The following is a 19,164-nucleotide window of genomic DNA, read 5'->3' on the forward strand; positions in this document are numbered from 1 at the left end:
TCAGGCTCCCAGGTATGAGTTCTGCACGGTTTCGTTCTCGCGCAGCTGCGCGGAGTCGCCGTGCAGGGCGACGCGTCCGGAATCGAGCACGTAGGCGTAATCGGCGGTGCGCAGCGCGAGCTTCGCGTTCTGCTCGACCAGCAGGATGGAGACGCCCTCGCTGCGGTTGATCGCACGCAGCACCTCGAAGATGCGCTCCACCACCAGCGGCGCGACGCCGAACGAAGGCTCATCCAGCAGCAGCAGCTGCGGGCGCGGCATCATCGCCCGCGCGATCGCGAGCATCTGCTGTTCGCCGCCCGACAGCGTGCCGGCCTGCTGCAGCCGGCGGGGCTTCAGCGCCGGAAAGATCTCGTACATGCGCTCGGCCTGCTCGCGCACCTGCGCATCCCGCGGGAGCAGCCAGCCGCCCACCCGCAGGTTGTCCTCGACGCTCAGTTCCGCGAGCGTGCCGCGGCCGTCGGGCACGTGCCCGACGCCCAGCTTCGCCACCGCATGCGGGGAGCGCGATGCGAGCGGCTCGCCATCGACCAGCACGCGGCCGGCCGAGGCGCGCAACACGCCGGAGATGACGCGCAGCGTCGTCGTCTTGCCCGCCCCGTTCGCGCCGAGCAGGGCCGTGATGCCGCCGGCGGCCACACGCAGGCTGACGTCCTTCAAAACCGAGGTCGCGCCGTAACTCGCGAAGACCGATTGCAGTTCCAGCTTATGCGGCATGCTCGGCCCCCAGGTAGGCGCGGATCACTTCCGGGTCGCGCCGCACCGCCTCGGGCAGGCCCTCGGCGATCTTGCGGCCGAAGTCCATCGCCACGATCCAGTCGCACAGGCGCATCACCAGCGGCACGTTGTGTTCGATGAGGAGGATGGTGGTGTCCATCTCGTCGCGAATGCGCACGATCATGTCGCTCAGCGTTTCGAGCTCCGCATGCGTGAGGCCGGCCGCCGGTTCGTCGAGCAGCAGCACCTTGGGACGCGTGGCCATGGCGCGCGCGAGCTCGATGCGCTTCTGCACGCCGAACGGCAGTTCGGCCGCGCGCACCTGCGCATAGCCGGAGAGCCCGAAGCGGGCCATGAGGGCCTGGGCGGTTTCGCGCGTGGCCGCCTCTTCGGTGCGTACGCCGCGCAGGTTGAGGATCGACGGCACCACGCCGGCACGCGTGGTGCTGTAGGAGCCGACCAGCACGTTCTCGAGCACCGTGAGCGTCGGGAACAGCGCCACGTTCTGGAAGGTGCGCCCGATGCCGCGGGCGACCATCTCGTGCGGCGGGCAGCCCAGGAGCGAGCGTCCGTCCAGCTCGATGCGGCCCTCCTGCGGCACGATGAGGCCGCTCAGGCAATTGAACGACGTGGTCTTGCCGGCGCCATTCGGGCCGATGATCCCGCAGATGCTGCCCCGCGCGACGGAGAAGGACACGCCGTCCAGCGCCGTGATGCCGCCGAAGCGCACCGACAGGCCGTGCACCTGCAGCAATGCGGCTTCATTCACTCGACATGACCTTGCCGAAGAGCTGCCAGTTCGCGCCGTCGAAGCGCCACATCATCATCTGCGTGATGGGGTGGTAGTTGGTGGGCGAGGTGTTCACCTTGATGCCGGGCAGCAGCAGCGGCAATTCCAGGTCCTTGAGGTTCGTGGCCTGGCGCATGATGTTTTCGCGCGTGAGGTTGTCGCCGCAGCGCCGCAGCACCTCGGCCAGCGTCTGCGCGAGGCTGTAGCCGTAGGCATAGTAGAAATCCGTCGGGTCGCCGTTCGGCGCGTACTTGCGCATGAAGGCGCGGAAGTCGTTCATGCCCGCGTCGTTCTTCCAGGCCGGATCGCTCGGGTCCTTCAGGAACTGCGCCGACAGCATGCCGACCGACTTGTCGAAGCCCGCCGGCTTGAGCGTCTGGCCCATCGTGTTGGAGGCGCCCGCCATCAGCATCATCGGCTTCCAGCCGGTGTCGTACGCCATGCGGATCGCCTGCGCGGTGAACTTCGGGATCGAGATCAGCACCAGTGTGTCGGCCTTGGCCGCCGCGAGCGTGGTGAGCTGCGAATCGACCGTGGCGTCGGTGGGCGTGTAGGTGGCGGTGGCGACGACCATGGATTTCGCCTTGTCGCCGAGCCCTTCCATCAGGCCCTTCAGGTAGTCGCGGCCGAAGGCGTCGTCCTGGTAGAGGATGCCCACGCGCGCGGCCGGCTTGTTGGCCAGGATGTACTTGCCGTAGATGCGGCCCTCGATCGTGCCGGAGGCGGCGAAGCCCAGCGTCCAGGGATAGGCCGGGTCGCCCAGCTCGTGCGCGGTCGCGGCGAAGAAGAGCTGCGGCACCTTGTTGTCGTTCAGGTACTTGCGGATCACCGTGTTGTTCGCCGCGCCGAGCGTGCCGAACATCAGCGCCACGCCGTCCTGCTCCACCAGCTTGCGCGTGATCTCCAGCGCCTTGGGCGGCGAATACGCGTCGTCCTGGCTCAGCAGGTTGACCTTGCGGCCGTTGATGCCGCCACGCTCGTTGAGCATGGCGAAGTAAGCGACCGCCCCCTTGCCGATGCCGGAGAAGCCGGACGCCGGCCCGCTGTAGGGCATGGTCTGGCCGATCTTGATCTCGGTGTCGGTGACGCCGGGCGCGTACTGCTTCTGCGCGAACGCGCTGCCCGCGAAGGCAAGGGCGGCGGCGAGCACCGCCGTGAAAGTGGATCTACCCCAAACGGACTTGCTCATGAGACCTTTCCGGGCGGCGGCCGCCCTTTTTTCAAATCTAATTTAGATTTTATATTTGTTCGCAGCGCGGCGCAAGTGCGCGCGTGTTCAGAAGCTGTGGCGCACGCCCAGGTCGAAGCCGCGCGAACGGGCATTGGGTGCGGTGACCGCCTGGTTCAGGCCGAAGGCGGCGCCCCCCTCGTTGTCGATCACGGCGCCGGTGGCGTAGACCGCGGTGCGCTTGCTGAGGTTGTGCACGTAGCCGACGGCGAGCTTGGTCGCCTTCGGCCGGCCGGGCGCATCGGTCTCGTACGCGGACACCGACGCGCGCCACTGGTGGATGCCCACCGCCGCCGTCAGGCCGAGCAGGTAGCCCTTGGCCGTGACGGCCCCATTGCGGTCGCGCACCAGGTGGCCCATGACCCGGACGACGCCGAAGTCGTAGGCGCCGCCGAGGTTCGTCTGCCGTAGGTCGCCGGCGACGTTGCGTGTGCGGCCGGTGGCGGCGGCGACGGACCAGGCGGGCGCTGTCCAGCCCACCCGGACGCTGGCCCCGTTGCCGCTGCCGGCATCGGCCGCGTTGCTCGCGTTCTCGCCCGCGTACGCCATCGCGCCGACGTTGAGCCCCTGGAGCGACTGGCCGGTCGCGAACGCGTTGAACGCATGGCCGTAGTAGTAGGCGATGGCGTTGGACGCGCGTACGCCGGTGGCGCCGGTGATCGCGCCGTTCAGCGTGTGCGTGGAGCCCACGCCGAGGTTGCCGAACGGGTCGTAAACCGGCAGGTTCCAGTACGAGGGCGTGTAGTCCCGGCCCAGGCGCAGCTCGCCGAGCGGGCCACCGAGGCTGAGCGTCGAGCGGCGGTTGAAGGTGAGGCCCTGCGAGCCCGCGAGCGCCGCGGCGCCGCCGCTCGCCTGGTTGTTGGTGTTGGTGGGCGTGCCTGCGCCCGAGTCGGGCTGCAGCATGGAGTCCAGCCAGAAGCCGGCGCGCAGTTGCCCGCCCAGGTCCTCGACGCCGGTGAAGCGCAACTGGCTCGCGCCGATGCCGCTGCTGCCCACGAAGGATTTGTTCGCGATGCTGCCGGAGCCGTGGGCGAGGTTGATATCGACGATGCCGCCGATCGTGACGTTCGATTGCGCGCAGGCGTTGCCGGCGGCGATGCACGCCGCCGTGGCGAGCGCGAAGTGTGAAAGTTTCATGGAGGTCCTCATGCGTGTGGAGTGATGCCCAACTCGGGGCATGGGGACGATAGGGCTCGCGCGCCCCCGCGTCTGCCCCTCCGAAGCGCTACGCATCACACCTGTTGCGCGCGGGGACGAAATGAAATATAGACCGTCTGAACGGACTATTTATCGCCGCGGGAACGCCGGCGCAGCGACCAGGCTTTCAGGTACCAGTTGAGGAGGTCGCGCTCGCTGCCGAAGGAGAGGCGCTGGTAGGCGCGCTTGCGGTAGCTCTTGACGGTTTGCTCGCTCAGGCCCAGGTCGATCGCGATGCCGACCGTCGAGATGCCGAACAGCACGCGCGCCATGACTTCCGCTTCGCGGCCGGTGAATTGGCGGGTCGCCGCGAGGCAGGCCTCGATCTCGGGGAGGCTGGTGAGCGCCTGCTCGAACGCCTCGCCACCTCTCTGCCCGCGGTGGCGCCTGGTCCAGGACCAGCTGCAGGTCATGAGGGCCGACGGGGCCAGTACGGGTCGCGCAGCACGTTCTTGCGGATCTTGCCGACCGGGGTGGTGGGCAGCGGCTCATCGCGAAACTCCAGCGAGCGCGGCACCTTGTAGCCGGCGATGGACTCGCGGCAGTGCGCCACCAGCTCGGCCTGCGTGGCCGTGGCGCCGGCCTTGAGCACCACCACCGCATGCACGGCCTCGCCCCACTGCTCGTGCGGGATGCCGAACACGGCCACCTCGCGCACCGCGGGGTGCGAGTAGAGCGCGCGCTCGACCTCGACGGAATACACGTTCTCGCCGCCCGAGACGATCATGTCCTTGATGCGGTCGACGATGAAGACGAAGCCGTCGGCGTCCATGTAGCCGCCGTCGCCCGTGTGCATCCAGCCGTCCGCGAGCACCGCGGCCGTGGCTTCCGGGTCGCGGAAGTAGCCGGTCATGAGCGCGCCGCTGCGCACTGCGATCTCGCCCACTTCGCCCACGCCGGCGCGGCTGCGGTCCGGCCTGCGAATCTCCACCTGCACGCCGATGGCCGCCTGCCCGGCCGAACGCAGCTTGCTGCCGCCCGGGCGGTCGGCCGCATGATCGCGCCAGCGCAGCATGGTGGAAAAGCCCCCCGTCTCGGTCATGCCGTAGATCTGGAAGAACTTCCAGCCCGGAAGCTTGCGCATCGCCTCGACCAGCAGCGCCTCCGGCATGGGCGCGCCGCCGTAGATGCAGGCCTGCATGCTGCTGAAATCGTACGTGCCGAAGTCCGGATGGTTCATCATCATGTTGACCATCGTCGGGATCAGCGTCGCATTGGTCGCGCGGTGCTCGCCGATGGCGCGCATCACCGGTTCGGCCTCGAACTTCGGCAGGATGATGTGCGTGCCGCCCGCGAGCGTGATGTACCAGAGCGGGCTCGCGCCGGAGAAGTGGAAGAAGCCGCCGACGTAGAGAAAGCGCAGCGACTCGATGGACGGCAGCATCGCGAGGTAGCAGATCGAGGAGTACACGATGGCCCGGTGCGAGAGCGCCACGCCCTTGGGACGCCCGGTCGTGCCGCCGGTGTAGAAGATGACGTAGAGCTCGTCGTCCTTCACGCAGGCGTCGGGCACCGGCGCCGCCGCATCGAGCAGCGACTCGAGCGACAGCATGCCGGCCGGCGGCTCGCCCCCGCCCATGAACACGAGGTGCGTGAGCGAGCCGCAGCGCGTCTTCAGCTCGAGCGCCTGCGCCACGTAGTGTTCGTCGACCAGCAGCAGCCGCGCGCGTGAATTGCCGATGGCGTATTCGTTCTCCGCGATGGACCAGCGGATGTTGAGCGGCGCCAGCGCGCCGCCGGCCCAGGGCACGGCGAAGAAGAGCTCGAGGAAGGTGTCGCTGTTCATCGAGAGCACGGCGACGAGGTCGCCGCGCTGCAGCCCTAGCGACTGGAAGGCGCCGGCCATGCGCGGCACGCGCTGCGCGATCTCGCCCCAGGTGCGCTCGCGCCCGCCGCTGATCGTGGCGACGCCGCCGCGCGAGAGCGCGTGCGCCTGCATGAGCATCTGGGTGGCCTGCATGATCGGCGGATTCTCCCCTGCCCCGTTCAGGCCGCTGCGGCCGCGGCCACGGGCAGCTGCATGAGTTCCTGCAGCACCGAGGTCTCCATGTAGGCCTCGTCGCGGCAGAGCTGGTTGCCGCGCACCATGCAGATGTCCATGCCGCGCACGACGCGCGAAGGCCCGCCTTCGCGGCGGCTGATCCTGCAGTCCCACAGCACGGCCTGCCCGTCGAGGCCTTCGAGCCGGTACTCCTCGGTCACCACGAACTGCATGTCCCAGCGCTCGAAGAACTTGCGCAGGTACCGGCGCAGGTTCGCCTTGCCGATGATGCGCTTGCCGGTCTTCGGGTCGCAATAGATCACGTCGTCGGTGTAGGTGTCCAGCGTGGCCTCGAGGTCCAGCGTGTTCCACATGTCGATGCAGCGGCGCGTGGCGGCGAAGATTTCGGAATCGGTGAGCATGGCGTCTTTCCTTTCAGGCGGCGGGGGTGAGCAGGCGGTCGAGCGACGCGAGGTCCATGTAGGACTCCTCGCGGGTGATGAGGCCGCCGCTCATCTCGAAGAGGTTCATGCCGCGCTGCATCACGAGGCCCTCGCCCGGCGCGCCGTCCGCGCCGCGGCCGCGCACGGCGCACTCCCACAGCACGATGGAGGCGTTGCGGCCCTCGAGGCGATGCTCCTCCAGCAGCGCATAGCGCACGTCGAAGGCCTGCAGGAAACGCGCGAAGTGGCCGTGCAGCCCGGCCTTGCCGTTCACGCCCCCGGGGGTCTTCGTGTCCCAGTACTTCGCCTCGTCGGCGTAGAGGGCGACGGCGCGCGCGGCGTCCCCGCTCTCGAAGGCGGCGAAGCGCTCCTGCGCGATCCGGCTGATTTCCTTGGTGGGCAGCATTTCGGTGAGGTCCTTTGTCGTGGCGTGGGGATCTGTATATTTTCAAATCTAATTTAGATTTTATATTTGAACGGGGCGTTGGCGCAAGTCCCCGGCCAGCGGCGACAATCGCCCGCATGCAGAAATCCACCCTCCGCGCCGCGAAGGCGCCCGCGCCGGCGAAGCGCGCCAGGACCATGGCGCCGAAATCCGGCGCCTCGCGCGCCGCGGGCGAAGACGTGAAGAAGTCGGAAGCGACGCGCCAGCGCATCCTCGACGCCGCGGCGCTCGTGCTCAGCCGCGAAGGCTTCGCCGGCGCCAAGCTGGCCGACATCGCCGAACAGGCGCAGCTGAAGATCGGCACGCTCTACTACTACTACGAGTCCCGCGAGGCGCTGGTGGAGGCGGTGATGGTCGCGGGCGTCGAGCACGTGCGCGAGCACACGCTGGAGACGCTCGCCGCGCTCGACCCGAAGGCGCCGCCGGTGGAGCGGCTCTGCGCGGTGGTGGAGTCGCACCTTCGCTTCGTGCTGGAGATCTCCAACTACACGCAGGCGGTGATCCGCAATACGGGCCAGGTGCCGGAACACATCCGCACCACCCTGCGCCACGAGATCGGCAAGCACGGGCGGCTGTGGCAGGGCCTGGTGGACGCGGCGGCCGAGGGCACGCAGTTCAGCACGCGCTCGCAGCGCGATGCGCTGCGCCTGCTGATCCTGGGCGGCCTGAACTGGACCGTGGAGTGGTGGAGCGACAGCCGCGCGCCGCTCGACGAGGTGGTGGAGACCGCGCTGATGATGACGCGCGCCACCCTGCGACGCAGTGCGCCCCGTCCGGCCCGCTAGTTACCGCTAGCCGGCGTACGCCATCAGGCACTCCTGCGTGGCGGACGCCACGAAGCGGCCGTGCAGGTCGTGAAAGCACGCCATCGCGAGGCCGCGGCCGGCCACCGCGCGCGGGCTCACCGTCTCCACGTGCAGCCACTCGTCCACGCGCGGCGCCAGGTGCAGCCACATCGCATGGTTGAGGCTGGAGATGTAGAGCCTGCGCTCGCCGATGTCGCGCAGGTGCATCGAGAGGCTGCTGAAATTGAGCCACCAGTCGGAGATGTACGCGAACGCGGCCGCGTGCAGGCGGGAGTCCTGCGGCAGGGGCCCGCGCACCCGCATCCAGAAGCGGAAGCGCTCCGTGGCGGTCGCCGCGGAGAGTTGCCGCTTCGCATGCGGGATGCGGAATTCGACGCTCGGCTTGTGGTCGGCCGAATAGCCGCCCAGGCGCTCGATGCCTTCGCGCAGGCCCGCGTCGAGCTGCGCGAATTCCGGCAGGTCATGCGGATGCTCGCCGGCGGGCGCCGTCGTGGGGTCGGCGTGTTCCGGCGCCTCCAGCGGGACCGCGCAAGTCACCTGCGCATCCAGCAGGAGGCGGCCCTGCTGCGCGCCGCGCACGTGCCGCGAGGAAAAGCGCTTGCCGTCCTGCAGCGGCGTCACGGTGAAATCGATCGGCTCCTGCGGCATCGCGCCCTGCATGAAGAGAAACTGCATCATGGTCGGCGCGCGGTCCGCGGGCGCTTCCATCAGGGCCGCCGCCATGGCCTGCCCCAGCAGCTGGCCGCCGTACGAGCGGCCGTTGAGGTTCGAGTCGCCGAAGCGGTTGCGCCAGACGCCCGGCCCGCCGCCCGGCTCCAGCGCGAGCAGCGCGGGCACGTCGAGTTCGTTCCACTTCGCGAGCGCCATCGTCACTCCTGCGCTTGCGCCACGCGCCGATGGCCGACCGTGCGCGGTGCGATGCCGGGCTTGAGCCGCCAGTCGCTGCCGAATTCGGCGAGCCGGTGCGCGGGCATCGGCGTTTCCTCTGCGATGCCGCGCAGGCGCTGCGCGTACGCGTCGAGATAGGCGGCGCGCTTCTCGGGCGTGGTGTAGTGGATGGACCAGGCGGTGAAGGGATGCAGCACGTCGAAGCCAGCGTAGCCGAGCGTGCCGTGCTGCAGGTGCCAGAGGTTGATGTCCAGGTGCGCGAGCAGGCCGTCGGCCTCGACCATCTCCGGATAGCACGCGGTGGTGATCGCGGCCATCGCGCGCTTGCCCTTCATGCCGCCGGAATCGAAGCGGCGGCCGCTGCCGTAGACCAATCCGTTCACGAACACGCGGTCGACCCAGCCCTTCATGATCGCCGGCATCGAGAACCACCACAGCGGGAATTGCAGGATGAGCATGTCGCAGGCCTGCAGCTTGTCGATTTCCGCCTGGATGTCGGGGCTGAAGGCATGGTGCGCGCTGGCGTGCTTCTGCTCCCGGTCGTATTGCAGCGCATCGGGAAAGCGGCGCTCGGTGAAGTCGCCCGCACCGGCCACGGGGTTGAACTCCATGGCGTACAGGTCCGACACCACGACTTCATGGCCCGCTTCACGCAGTGTCGCCACGCCGCGGTCGAGCAGGGCACGTCCGAAGGACCGGGGTTCGGGATGGGCGAAGACAATGAGGACGTTCACGCATGATCTCCGGAAAGGAACACTCCGGAGATTCTATAATAAACCGACGTGACGGTTTGTTATTGTGACTGCAGCCGGTCCCGGATCACCTTCTCGAGCAGGCCGCCGTTGCGGAAGTACTCCAGCTCGCGTTGGGTGTCGATGCGCGCCCGCAGTTGCAGGCTGCGGCGCCGGCCGCCGGCATGCGTGATCGTGCAACGGATGGCCTGCCCGGGCGCCTCCATCGTGGCAATGCCCTGCAGGTCGATCGTTTCCATGCCGTTCAGCTGCAGGGTCTCGCGCGTGACGTGCGCGGGCAGCTCGAGCGGCAGCACACCCATGCCGACGAGATTGGAGCGGTGGATCCGCTCGAAGGATTCCGCGATCACCGCCCTCACCCCCAACAGGCGCACGCCTTTCGCCGCCCAGTCGCGCGATGAGCCCGCGCCATACAGCGCGCCCGCGACCACGATCAGCGGCACGCCCTCGGCGCGGTACCGGTCGGCGGCCTCGTGTACCGGCAGCAGCTCCCCGCCCGGCGCGTGCCGCGTGACGCCGCCTTCGGTGCCCGGCACGAGTTCATTGCGAATCCGCACATTGCCGAAGGTGCCGCGCACCATCACGTCGTGATTGAGCCTGCGCGCGGCGTAGCTCACGAAGTCGCGCGGCAGCACTCCCTGCGACTGCAGGTAGCGGGCGGCCGCGGTATTCAGCGGAATTTCCGCGACGGGCGAGATATGGTCCGTCGTCACCATGTCGCCGAACATGGCCAGGATTCGCGCACCCCGGATGTCCGAAGGCGCCCGAGCCTGCGCCTGGAGCTGCGCGAAGAAGGGTGGCTTGCGGATGAACGTGCTCGCCTCCCGCCACGGAAAGAGCAGCCTGCCGGTTTCGCGTGCGGCGCGCCAGTCAGCGCCGGATGCCTCGATCGCGGCATATCGCTGCGTGAACACGGCCGGCTTCACGCACGCGGCGACCACTTGCGCGACCTCCCCGTCGGGCGGCCAGATGTCGCGCAGATACACGGGCTTTCCATGCGCGCCTTCGCCGAGCGGCTCGCCCTCGATGTCCCTGGAGACGGTGCCGGCCAGTGCATACGCCACCACCAGCGGCGGCGACGCGAGGAAGTTCGCGCGCACGGCGGGATGCACGCGGCCCTCGAAATTGCGATTGCCCGACAGGACCGCCGCGGCGGTGACGCCGTAGGTGTCGATCGCTTCCATGGTTCGCACCGGCAGCGGGCCCGAATTTCCCATGCATGTCATGCAGCCGAACCCGGCGGCGTGGAAGCCCAGGCGGTCCAGGAATTCCTGGAGGCCGCTTGCATTCAGGTAATCGGCGACCGCCAGCGATCCCGGGGATAGCGATGTCTTCACCCACTCCCGCGTGCGCAGTCCGGCCCGCACGGCGTTGCGGGCGAGCAGCCCCGCCGCCACCATCGCGGATGGATTGGCCGTGTTCGTGCAACTCGTGATCGCCGCGATCACGACATCGCCGTCCTGCAACGTGGGGCTTTCCTTGCGGCCGCCCGGGAGCGACCGGCGCAGCGCGGCGGGCACCTGCGAAAGCGGCATGCGGTCCTGCGGCCGGCTCGGCCCCGCGACGGACCGCTCGACGGTCCGCAGGTCGAACTCGATCACCCTCGTGTAGTCGGACTCCGGCGCGCCCTCGCCTCCCCAGAGTCCCTGCGCCTTGCAATACATCTCGACGAGCGCGACGTGGCCCGGCGCGCGCCCCGTTTCGCGCAGGTAACGCAGCGTCTCCTCGTCGACCGGGAAGAAGCCGACGGTGCTGCCGATTTCCGGCGTCATGTTGGCGACGGTGGCGCGGTGCGGCGTGGAGAGCTTCGCCACCCCCTCGCCGAAGTACTCGACGAACTTCCCCACCAGGTCCTCGGTGCGCAGCAACTGCGTGAGGGTGAGCACGAGATCCGTCGCGGTGATGCCGGGGCGCAGGTGCCCGCTCAGCTTCACGCCGATCACTTGCGGCATGAGCATGGGGATGGGCTCGCCCAGCGCCGCATTCCCGCCCTCGATGCCGCCGACGCCCCACCCGAGCACGCCCAGGGCGTTCACCATCGGCGTGTGGCTGTCCATTCCGAGCACGGAGTCCGGGAAGGCAACCAAGCGCCCATTCACCTCCCGCGTGGTCACCACCGTGGCGAGCGACTCGATGTTCACCTGGTGGCAAATCCCGCTGCCGGGCGGGATCACGCGCAGGTTGTCGAACGCTCCCGCCCCCCAGCGGATGAATTCGTAGCGCTCCTGGTTGCGCCGCATTTCGAGCGCGAGGTTTTTCGCGGCCGCAGCTTCCTCGCCCCAGAACTCGACCATGCCGGAGTGGTCGACCACGAGGTCCACCGGCACCGTCGGATTCAGCCGGGCGGGGTCGCCCCCCAGGGACGCGAGCGCCTCTCGCATGGCCGCCAGGTCGCCCAGCAGCGGCACGCCCGACGAATCGGGCATGAGCACGCGGCCGAAGCGAAAGCCGATCTCCTGCGGGCTCTCGCGCCTGTCCAGCCAGGCCGCGATCGCGGCGATCGTCTCGTCGGAGGCGAGGCCTTCGGCGCGCAGGCGAAGCTGGTTCTCCAGGACGAGCTTCAGCGTCTTCGGCAGCCGCTCGATACCCGCAAGTCCCAGGTCGGCCTGCGCCGCCTTGAGGCTGTAGTAGTCATAGCCGGTGCCCGCTACCGCCAGCTGCTCAAGCATCAGGCATTGCCACCGCGCGCGTTTGCGCTGCGGCCTCGCGACCCGCGATGCGCCCGAAGGTCGCGCCGCGCAGCACCGACGTCGCGCCGGCGTATTTGCGGTAGTAGACGCCGACCAGCGCGCCGGCGGCGAACAGGCCGGGAATGCGGTCGCCTTCGGTGTTCAGCACGCGCGCCGACGAGTCGGTCTTGATGCCGCCGTAGGTGATGATGCTGGAAGGCACGACGGGATAGCACAGGAACGGACCCTGATCGATCGTGCGGGCCCAATGGAACTTCGGCGGCTCCACGCCCTCGGTGGCGAGGTTGTCACCGTCGAAGGGATCGAACGCGCCGGGACGGCAGCCTGCGTTGTATTCCTTCACCGTCTTCAGGAAGGTGTCGACAGGAATGTCCAGCTGCTTCGCCAGCTGTTCCAGCGTGGCCGCCTCGATCGGCTGCTTGTCGGTGTAGACGGCCTTCTTCCAGTCCGGGATGTCGTTGATCTTCGCGTCGACGATCACGTAGGCGATGCCGTCGCGCTGCTGCTGGATGCCGTAGCACAGGCGGTCGAAGTTGTCGTAGGTGGAGCTCGACGATTCGTTGGTGAATCGGCGACCCAGCTTGTTGACGACGATGCCGTACGGGAAGATGAGGATCTTCGCTTCGAAGCGGCCCGAGCGCTCGTCCACGGGCGTGGCATGGTACGCGTTGTAGTCGCCGCTCGGCGCGGCTCCGACGTCGATGGCCATGCGGATGCCGTCGCCGTGGTTGTAGTGGCAGCCGGGCGCCACGGGGCGGATGTTGGCCGCGCCGACGCCGACGTAACGCGCGAGCATTTCGTGGCTGCCTTCGAAGCCGCCGTTGGCCAGGATCACTGCCGGCGCGCGGAAGGTCACGGGCTTGTTGCCCTTGCCCATGGCGCGGACACCGACGACGGCCCCGCTGTCGTCCTGCACGAGCGAGCGTGCGGGCGTTTCGTAGAAGAACTGCACGCCACCCGCGCGAGCCTTCGCCATCAATGCGTCCATCATCGCGAGGCCGCCGCCGCTCGGGCAGATGAGCGGCGTGTCCTTGCGGCACGACAGCTGGGGCATCACGGTGGGGATGTAGCGAACGCCCATGCCTTTCAACCACTGCACGGCGGGAACGGCTTCGCGCGCGAAGGTCGCAATGTACTCCGGGTCCGTCACGTTGGTCGCGCGCACCTTGCCGGACCATTGCTCCGGCGCGGCGTCGAGCGCGCGCATGATGTTCGGGTCGGAGTTGGCGCTGCCGCACTCGGCCATGGCCGTTTCGAAATCGTCGGAGACTTCGTTCTCGTTCTTCAGGCGCAGGAAGGCCTCGGTGTAGCGCGTGCAGCCACCGCTCTCCTCGGCGGGCGAGCGCTCGAGCACGGCGACTCTCGCGCCGCCTTCCATCGCCGATACGGCGGACGACAGGCCTGCGATGCCGTGGCCTACGACGATCACGTCGAAGGCGTGAACCGCTGCTGTGGTTGTCATGTGTGGGTCTCCTTGGGATGTTGTGGCCGGACGCTCAGTCCGAGCCGAACCGGACCGCGTCGCTGGTCGTGACGCGGCAAAAACGCGCGATGCTGCCCATCGAATTCGCCTGCTCTTCGGGGGAATGCGCGGCGCAGCAGTCTTCCAGCACGACCATGTCGTAGTCGCGGTCGTGACCATCGCGCACCGTCGCCTGGACCACGGCCTGCGTGGACACGCCGCAGCAGTAGATGCGGCCGATGCCGAGGGTCCTGAGCTGCAATTCGAGGTCGGTCCCGTAGAAAGGGCTGACGCGATGCTTGACGACCTGCACGTCGTCGTCCAGCGGGCTCAGTTGCGGATGGATCTCCGTCCCCCAGGTGCCCAGCTTGAAGAGGCCTGCCTTGGGCGCGCCGCCGAACACCGGCGAGGCGGCCGGGCACTCCTTGTAGTCCGGCGAAAAGCCCACGCGCACATAACCGACCCGAATGCCCGCGGCGCGCGCTTTCCCGATCGCCGATGCGGTCTTGTCGAGGATGGCACGCTCGCGCACCTGCGCTCCGAGCGGCGACTTTCCGTTGGGTCCGTCCACATGGACGAGGTCGTTCTGCATGTCGAGGACGAGGAGGATCTCTTTTTTCATCGGGTGGGTCTCTTCTTGTTGCGGGCTGGCGGCGACTATAGGTGCGGCAGGCCCACGCAGTAAGATGGCGGGCCGCAACTTAGTCTTACCTTCCACGCAAGAATGAACCTGCTCGATTGCGCGCGAAGTTTCGTGACGGTCGCCGAACTAGGCAGTTTCGCGCGCGCTGCGGACCGGCTCGACCTCTCCGCTGCCGCGGTGTCGCGCCACATTGCATACCTGGAAGAGACGCTGGGCGAGAGGCTGCTGCAGCGCACGACGCGCAAGGTGCGGCTGACCGAGACAGGGCAGCTCTGCCTGGAGCGCTTCCACCGCATCCTCGGCGAGGTGGAGGACCTCACGCAGCTCGTGCAGGTGGGCCGCAGGAACCCGCAGGGGCTGCTGCGCATCAGCTCCACAACCCTCTTCTGGATGAAGCGCATCGCACCGGTGTTGCCGGAGTTCCTCAAGCGCTACCCGAAGATTTCGGTGCAGGTCAACCTGACGGAGCGAAACGTCGATCTCGTGGAGGAGGGTTACGACCTGGCGCTGCAGATCGAGCGCCCCTCGGGACATTCGCTGGTCGTGCGGTCGCTGCTCGTGCTCCACCGCATCCTTTATGCATCGCCCGCCTACCTCGAGAAGCACGGCACTCCGCGCAGCTACCTCGACCTGTCCGGCCACAACTGCCTGGTCTATGCGCATTCGGGGGAACAGGTGGAGTGGCGCTTTTGGGGTGGAGACGAGCCCGAGTTGCGCGTACCGGTGCAGGGCACCGTGCGGTCCAACGATGCAAACACGCTGCGCCTCGCCGCGCTCGAGGGCGTGGGCATCGGCCGCGGCCCCCTGTTCATCCTGGAGGACGATGTGCGCTCGGGCAGGCTCGTGCAGGTGCTGCCGGGCCTCAAGTCCGTGGATCCGGATCTGTGGGTCGTCTACCCCAGCCGCCGGCAGCTCGCGCCGAAGGTGCGCTTCTTCGTGGATTTCCTGGAGGAGCGCTGTGTTGCCCCGCACGACGGGCCGGCATGAATCGATTATCTCGCTCCACGCAACTGTGAATTCAGCAACGGCCTCTTGAAGGGAAAGGACGCTTGGCCGAAAGTCCGTGCACAAGCGCATCCCCACAGGAGACATCCATGAGAACCATCCACGCCTTCGGGCGCCGAGCCGTCCTTGCCTTGGCCGCCGCGGCCTTCGGCACTTTTGCCGCCGCTCCCGCGATGGCCCAGGCCTACCCCAATCGGCCCATCAAGCTGATCGTGCCGTGGCCCGCAGGCGGGGTGACCGACGCTTCCGCGCGGCTGCTCGCGCAGCACCTGGGCGATCGCCTCAAGCAGAACGTGGTCGTGGACAACCGCGCCGGCGCCAACGGCCGCATCGGCGCGGAGCTCGCCGCGAAGTCGCCGCCGGACGGCTACACGTTCTTCCTGGCGAGTGCCGAGACGCACGCGATCAATCCGACCGTGTTCGCTTCCGTCCCGTACGACCCCATCAAGGATTTCGTCGCGATCGCGCCCTATGCGATCAACCCGTTCACGGTGACCGCCCGCGCCGACATCAAGGCATCGAACATGAAGGAGGCCGTGGCGCTGGCCAAAGCCTCGCCCGGCAAGCTGACCAGCGCGAGCTGGGGTATCGGCAGCACGTCGCAGATCATCCTGGAGATGATCAAGGGCCAGGCCGGCATCGACGTGCTCCACGTGCCTTTCCAGGGTGAAGCGCCGGCCGTCACCGCGCTGCTCGGCAGCCAGGTCGACCTGATGGTCATGCCCGCCGCGCGCGCAGACCAGTTGTCCAGGGACGGCAAGGTGAAAGTGCTCGCAGTCACCACCGGAAGCCGCTTCGCCCTGCTGAAGGACGTGCCCACGCTCTCCGAGCAAGGCTACAAGATCGACGTGGCCAACTGGTTTGGCGTGGTCGCGCCCGCGAAGACGCCGCCGGAAGTGGTGCAGAAGGTCAACGAAGAGATCAACGCCCTCCTGCGCGGGAACGAATTTCCCGAGGCCCTGCGCAAGCTCGGCGTGGACGCGCATCCCGCGATGACCGCGCCGCAGTACCAGAAGTTCATCGAAACCGAAGGCACGCGCTGGGGCACCGTGATCAAGGCCGCCAGGATCCGGCTCGAGTGAGGACCATCGCTCGCATGACCCACGCAGAACGCCGCGCCGCATTCCGGCGCACCGTGGAAACCCGCAGGGGCACTTTGCTGGCCGGCGCGTTCAACGCGATGAGCGCGCGCGTCATCGAGGACATCGGCTTCGAGGCCGTCTACCTCACCGGCGCGGGCGTGACGAACATGGCTCTGGGCTTGCCCGACTTCAGCTATGCCGGCTTGAACGAGATCGCGGACCACACGGCGCGCATCCGCGACGTCGTCGCGCTGCCGCTGGTGGTGGACGCCGACACGGGCTTCGGCAACGCGATGAACGTCCGCCACACCGTGAAGGTGCTCGAGCGCAGCGGCGCCGACGCGATCCAGATGGAAGACCAGGCCTTCCCGAAGAAATGCGGCCACTTCGACGGCAAGGCGGTCATTTCCGCTGCGGAGATGGCATCCAAGATCAAGGCAGCCGTCGACGCGCGCGAGGATCCCGACTTCCTGGTCATCGGCCGTACCGATGCGCGCGGCGTGGAGGGCTTCGAGGCCGCCATCGAGCGCGCGCATCGCTATGCCGAAGCCGGCGCTGACATCCTGTTCGTCGAGGCCATGACCACGATGGACGAGATCACCGCGGTCGCAAAGGCATTCACCAAGCCCTTGCTGATCAACATCGTGGTTGGCGGCAAGACGCCGGCCATGCCGGTACGGGCCTTCGGCGAGATGGGCTACAGCCTCGTGCTGTATGCGAATACCGCGTTGCAAGGCGCCGTGCTCGGCATGCAAAGGGCGTTGGGTGCCCTGAAAAAGGACGGCCTCATCGAGGAGAAGGGCGGACTCGTCGTCGGTTTCGCCGAGCGGCAGCGCCTCGTCGGAAAACCGGGCCTCGACGAACTCGCGAAGGGGTATGCCACATGACGGGGACAGCCTTGAACCTCGCGAAGGAAGTCGTCCTCATCACGGGCGGGGCCCAGGGCCTCGGGGAAGCAATGGCGCTCGCCTACGCCCGCGCCGGCGCTGCCGTGGTGATCGCCGACATCAACGAAGCCGGATCGCTCGCGCTCGCCGCGAGGATCGAGGGCAATGGCGGCAGGGCGCTGGGCCTGGCGCTGGACGTCACCGACCCGCAGAGTGTGCTCGGCTGTGTCGACGCGGCGTCGAGGAAGTTCGGGTACGTCTCGGTCCTCGTCAACAGCGCGATGTTCGCGCGCTATGGCCCCATCGAGGAGGTCGATGCGGCCACGATCGATCGCATGCTCGCCGTGGGACTCAAGGGGGTGCTGCTGATGTGCCAGCGGGTCGTTCCGCAGATGCGCGACAGGAAGCACGGCGTCATCCTCAATATCTCGTCGGTCGTGGGGCTGGCGGGTGTCGGCTACAGCAGCGCGTACGCCGCGCTCAAGGGCGGCGCAGATGCCATCACGCGCGGGCTGGCCGTGGAGCTCGGGCACGACGGCATTCGCGTGAATTCGATCGCACCGAGCGCCATCCCGACCGAGATGTCGCGCCGGACGCTCGACGAGAAAGGCTGGGAAGAGCGCCGCCGCCGCACGCCGCTCGGCGTGATCGGCCGTGTCGAAGACGTCGCCAACGCGGCGGTGTTCCTCGCGTCCGATGCGGCGAAGTTCATCACCGGCGCGGTGCTCCCGGTGGATGGCGGCTTCGCCATGGCGGCAATGATCCCCGGCATCGATATCGCTGCCGTGCAGCGGTCGCGTGGCAATCCCGCCTAACCGGGGTCGCCACGGCATGGCCGGCCGCCGCTCCCCGGCGGCGGCCCAATCCATTTAGGATGCGTGATGCACGCACGCTGGTACTTCGGTTGGAACATCGTCGCCGCGGCCGCGTTCCTGACACTGTTGTCGTCGGGTATGCGCCTGAGTTTCGGCCCTTTCTTCCTGCCGATGGCGCACGACCTCGGATTCAGCCGCAGCCTCCTGGCGAGCATCGTCGCCGTCGGCATGCTGGCCTATGGCCTGGCGATGCCGCTGGCCGGTGCGTTGATCGCGCGCTTCGGCACGCGGCCCGTGCTGCTGGCGGGCAACGCGCTCGTCATCGTTGCGGTGTTGTGGACCATCGCAACGACGAACGCTGCCGCCTTCCTGGTGGCGTTCGGGTTGCTTCTGTCCATCGGGCTCGCTTTCACCAGCCCGGTGGCGTTGACTCCAGTCATCAGCCGTTGGTTCACACAGCGGCGCGGCATGGCCCTCTTCTTTCTCTCCACCGGGTCGATGGCGGGCATGGCGGCGATGACACCCCTGCTCAGCTTCGCCATCGAGCACGTCGGCTGGCGGTCGACCCTGGCGGGTTTCGCCGCGGTATTCACGCTCTTCACGCTGCCTGCCGCAGTGTTCGTGATCCACGAGGCCGCGCCCGCGCAAACGGACCTCAGTGCCGAGGATTTCGCCGCGCTGCGCGCCCGTCCCGGCGGCCGGCCGGAAAGCCTGACGCTGCGCCAGGCGATGTCCACGGCCCCCTTCTGGAAGATCTTCTTCGGCCTGTTCTGCTGCGGCTTCAGCATGAACCTGCTGGGCACGCACGGGATGCCGATGCTGATGGACCATGGCTTCGATGCGTTCACGAGTTCGATGGGCATCGGCGTGATCGGCTTCGTTGCGATCGGCGGCACACTTGTGCTCGGGCGATTCGCCGACCGCCTGCCTCGCCGGCACATCCTTGCCGCGATCTACTTCGTGCGCGGCCTCGGCTTCTTCGCGCTCGTCGCCGTCGGCGCGCACTGGGAGCTCTACCTCACCGCGACGATCGGCGGGCTCGTGTGGGCAGGCAGTATCGCGCTCTCGTCGGCCATCCTGGCCGACGTGTACGGCGTGCGGCTCGTGGGCGTCCTTTACGGCACGGCGTACGTCGGACACCAGCTGGGCGGCATGCTCAGCTCGTGGCTCGGGGGCTGGGGCTTCGAGCACTTCGGCACGCACTGGGTTGCCTTCGGTGCCGCCGGCGCATTGTTGATGGCAGCTGCCGTCGTGGCGCTGCAGCTGCCGCGAAGGGGGTTCACCTTGATGGCACGGCCGGCGAAGGGCTGACGCGCCGCCACGCCATGCCTGT

The 19,164-nt window shown here is 68.1% G+C and carries 19 protein-coding genes; 6 read left to right on the top strand and 13 right to left on the bottom strand.

The annotated features are described in order from the left end of the window. The 8 genes from I5803_RS08520 to I5803_RS08555 all read right to left on the bottom strand — a co-directional run bounded on the left by I5803_RS08520 (position 1) and on the right by I5803_RS08555 (position 6,762). Positions 1 to 717 (bottom strand): ABC transporter ATP-binding protein, encoded by a 717-nt coding sequence (locus I5803_RS08520; RefSeq protein WP_196985940.1) that lies wholly within the window; start codon positions 715 to 717, stop codon positions 1 to 3. Then, a complete protein-coding gene (locus I5803_RS08525) occupies positions 707 to 1,486 on the bottom strand; it encodes an ABC transporter ATP-binding protein (protein WP_196985941.1) in 780 nt (259 codons plus the stop codon). The genes I5803_RS08520 and I5803_RS08525 overlap by 11 nt, the downstream gene beginning before the upstream one ends. Then, positions 1,479 to 2,696 (bottom strand): ABC transporter substrate-binding protein, encoded by a 1,218-nt coding sequence (locus I5803_RS08530; RefSeq protein ID WP_196985942.1) that lies wholly within the window; start codon positions 2,694 to 2,696, stop codon positions 1,479 to 1,481. Before I5803_RS08530 ends, I5803_RS08525 begins: the two co-directional genes overlap by 8 nt. An 87-nt stretch (positions 2,697 to 2,783) precedes the next feature. Further along, positions 2,784 to 3,872, bottom strand: a complete 1,089-nt coding sequence (locus I5803_RS08535; RefSeq protein WP_196985943.1) for a porin — start codon at positions 3,870 to 3,872, stop codon at positions 2,784 to 2,786. 146 nt (positions 3,873 to 4,018) lie between these two features. After that, entirely contained in the window at positions 4,019 to 4,345 is a 327-nt protein-coding gene (locus I5803_RS08540; protein ID WP_196985944.1) for a LuxR C-terminal-related transcriptional regulator, read from the bottom strand. After that, on the bottom strand, positions 4,342 to 5,892 hold the full coding sequence (locus I5803_RS08545) for an AMP-binding protein (RefSeq protein WP_196985945.1): 1,551 nt from the start codon (positions 5,890 to 5,892) through the stop codon (positions 4,342 to 4,344). Before I5803_RS08545 ends, I5803_RS08540 begins: the two co-directional genes overlap by 4 nt. A 26-nt stretch (positions 5,893 to 5,918) precedes the next feature. Beyond that, positions 5,919 to 6,335 (bottom strand): nuclear transport factor 2 family protein, encoded by a 417-nt coding sequence (locus tag I5803_RS08550; protein WP_196985946.1) that lies wholly within the window; start codon positions 6,333 to 6,335, stop codon positions 5,919 to 5,921. A gap of 13 nt (positions 6,336 to 6,348) precedes the next feature. After that, a complete protein-coding gene (locus tag I5803_RS08555) occupies positions 6,349 to 6,762 on the bottom strand; it encodes a nuclear transport factor 2 family protein (RefSeq protein WP_196985947.1) in 414 nt (137 codons plus the stop codon). A gap of 116 nt (positions 6,763 to 6,878) precedes the next feature. Here I5803_RS08555 and I5803_RS08560 point away from each other — a divergent pair, with 116 nt between their 5' ends. Further along, the gene (locus tag I5803_RS08560; protein WP_196985948.1) at positions 6,879 to 7,586 is read left to right on the top strand and encodes a TetR/AcrR family transcriptional regulator; all 708 of its coding nucleotides are present in this window, start codon (positions 6,879 to 6,881) and stop codon (positions 7,584 to 7,586) included. Positions 7,587 to 7,592: 6 nt separating this feature from the next. Here I5803_RS08560 and I5803_RS08565 read toward each other — a convergent pair whose 3' ends face one another. The 5 genes from I5803_RS08565 to I5803_RS08585 are packed head-to-tail and all read right to left on the bottom strand — an operon-like array spanning position 7,593 to position 14,021. After that, a complete protein-coding gene (locus I5803_RS08565; protein ID WP_196985949.1) occupies positions 7,593 to 8,474 on the bottom strand; it encodes an acyl-CoA thioesterase in 882 nt (293 codons plus the stop codon). 2 nt (positions 8,475 to 8,476) lie between these two features. Further along, positions 8,477 to 9,229, bottom strand: a complete 753-nt coding sequence (locus I5803_RS08570) for an NAD(P)H-dependent oxidoreductase (RefSeq protein ID WP_196985950.1) — start codon at positions 9,227 to 9,229, stop codon at positions 8,477 to 8,479. Between the two features lie 59 nt (positions 9,230 to 9,288). Further along, the gene (acnA, locus tag I5803_RS08575; RefSeq protein ID WP_196985951.1) at positions 9,289 to 11,916 is read right to left on the bottom strand and encodes an aconitate hydratase AcnA; all 2,628 of its coding nucleotides are present in this window, start codon (positions 11,914 to 11,916) and stop codon (positions 9,289 to 9,291) included. Beyond that, on the bottom strand, positions 11,909 to 13,399 hold the full coding sequence (locus I5803_RS08580) for an FAD-dependent oxidoreductase (RefSeq protein WP_196985952.1): 1,491 nt from the start codon (positions 13,397 to 13,399) through the stop codon (positions 11,909 to 11,911). Before I5803_RS08580 ends, acnA begins: the two co-directional genes overlap by 8 nt. A 34-nt stretch (positions 13,400 to 13,433) precedes the next feature. Next, the gene (locus tag I5803_RS08585; RefSeq protein ID WP_196985953.1) at positions 13,434 to 14,021 is read right to left on the bottom strand and encodes a cysteine hydrolase family protein; all 588 of its coding nucleotides are present in this window, start codon (positions 14,019 to 14,021) and stop codon (positions 13,434 to 13,436) included. A gap of 102 nt (positions 14,022 to 14,123) precedes the next feature. Between I5803_RS08585 and I5803_RS08590 the strand changes: the two genes are divergently transcribed. The 5 genes from I5803_RS08590 (at position 14,124) to I5803_RS08610 (ending at position 19,142) form a co-directional block, all read left to right on the top strand. After that, complete coding sequence (locus I5803_RS08590) at positions 14,124 to 15,029, top strand: LysR family transcriptional regulator (protein WP_196985954.1); 906 nt, start codon at positions 14,124 to 14,126, stop codon at positions 15,027 to 15,029. 107 nt (positions 15,030 to 15,136) lie between these two features. Beyond that, entirely contained in the window at positions 15,137 to 16,129 is a 993-nt protein-coding gene (locus tag I5803_RS08595; RefSeq protein ID WP_196985955.1) for a Bug family tripartite tricarboxylate transporter substrate binding protein, read from the top strand. 14 nt (positions 16,130 to 16,143) lie between these two features. Continuing rightward, on the top strand, positions 16,144 to 17,016 hold the full coding sequence (locus I5803_RS08600; RefSeq protein WP_196985956.1) for an isocitrate lyase/PEP mutase family protein: 873 nt from the start codon (positions 16,144 to 16,146) through the stop codon (positions 17,014 to 17,016). Then, positions 17,013 to 17,831, top strand: a complete 819-nt coding sequence (locus I5803_RS08605) for an SDR family NAD(P)-dependent oxidoreductase (RefSeq protein WP_196985957.1) — start codon at positions 17,013 to 17,015, stop codon at positions 17,829 to 17,831. The genes I5803_RS08600 and I5803_RS08605 overlap by 4 nt, the downstream gene beginning before the upstream one ends. A 66-nt stretch (positions 17,832 to 17,897) precedes the next feature. Next, positions 17,898 to 19,142, top strand: a complete 1,245-nt coding sequence (locus I5803_RS08610; protein WP_196985958.1) for an MFS transporter — start codon at positions 17,898 to 17,900, stop codon at positions 19,140 to 19,142. Positions 19,143 to 19,164 lie beyond the last annotated feature (22 nt).

The sequence above is a fragment of the Caenimonas aquaedulcis genome (assembly GCF_015831345.1).
GTDB classification, from domain to species: domain Bacteria; phylum Pseudomonadota; class Gammaproteobacteria; order Burkholderiales; family Burkholderiaceae_C; genus Ramlibacter; species Ramlibacter aquaedulcis.

Bases quoted from the DNA above. Each gene is read 5' to 3' on its own strand.
- I5803_RS08610 (WP_196985958.1), top strand. From the start codon at position 17,898: ATGCACGCACGCTGGTACTTCGGTTGGAACATCGTCGCCGCGGCCGCG.
- I5803_RS08605 (WP_196985957.1), top strand. From the start codon at position 17,013: ATGACGGGGACAGCCTTGAACCTCGCGAAGGAAGTCGTCCTCATCACG.
- I5803_RS08555 (WP_196985947.1), bottom strand. From the start codon at position 6,762: ATGCTGCCCACCAAGGAAATCAGCCGGATCGCGCAGGAGCGCTTCGCC.
- I5803_RS08590 (WP_196985954.1), top strand. From the start codon at position 14,124: ATGAACCTGCTCGATTGCGCGCGAAGTTTCGTGACGGTCGCCGAACTA.
- I5803_RS08585 (WP_196985953.1), bottom strand. From the start codon at position 14,021: ATGAAAAAAGAGATCCTCCTCGTCCTCGACATGCAGAACGACCTCGTC.
- I5803_RS08565 (WP_196985949.1), bottom strand. From the start codon at position 8,474: ATGGCGCTCGCGAAGTGGAACGAACTCGACGTGCCCGCGCTGCTCGCG.
- I5803_RS08540 (WP_196985944.1), bottom strand. From the start codon at position 4,345: ATGACCTGCAGCTGGTCCTGGACCAGGCGCCACCGCGGGCAGAGAGGT.
- I5803_RS08560 (WP_196985948.1), top strand. From the start codon at position 6,879: ATGCAGAAATCCACCCTCCGCGCCGCGAAGGCGCCCGCGCCGGCGAAG.
- acnA (WP_196985951.1), bottom strand. From the start codon at position 11,916: ATGCTTGAGCAGCTGGCGGTAGCGGGCACCGGCTATGACTACTACAGC.
- I5803_RS08520 (WP_196985940.1), bottom strand. From the start codon at position 717: ATGCCGCATAAGCTGGAACTGCAATCGGTCTTCGCGAGTTACGGCGCG.
- I5803_RS08600 (WP_196985956.1), top strand. From the start codon at position 16,144: ATGACCCACGCAGAACGCCGCGCCGCATTCCGGCGCACCGTGGAAACC.
- I5803_RS08550 (WP_196985946.1), bottom strand. From the start codon at position 6,335: ATGCTCACCGATTCCGAAATCTTCGCCGCCACGCGCCGCTGCATCGAC.
- I5803_RS08580 (WP_196985952.1), bottom strand. From the start codon at position 13,399: ATGACAACCACAGCAGCGGTTCACGCCTTCGACGTGATCGTCGTAGGC.
- I5803_RS08545 (WP_196985945.1), bottom strand. From the start codon at position 5,892: ATGCAGGCCACCCAGATGCTCATGCAGGCGCACGCGCTCTCGCGCGGC.
- I5803_RS08535 (WP_196985943.1), bottom strand. From the start codon at position 3,872: ATGAAACTTTCACACTTCGCGCTCGCCACGGCGGCGTGCATCGCCGCC.
- I5803_RS08530 (WP_196985942.1), bottom strand. From the start codon at position 2,696: ATGAGCAAGTCCGTTTGGGGTAGATCCACTTTCACGGCGGTGCTCGCC.
- I5803_RS08595 (WP_196985955.1), top strand. From the start codon at position 15,137: ATGAGAACCATCCACGCCTTCGGGCGCCGAGCCGTCCTTGCCTTGGCC.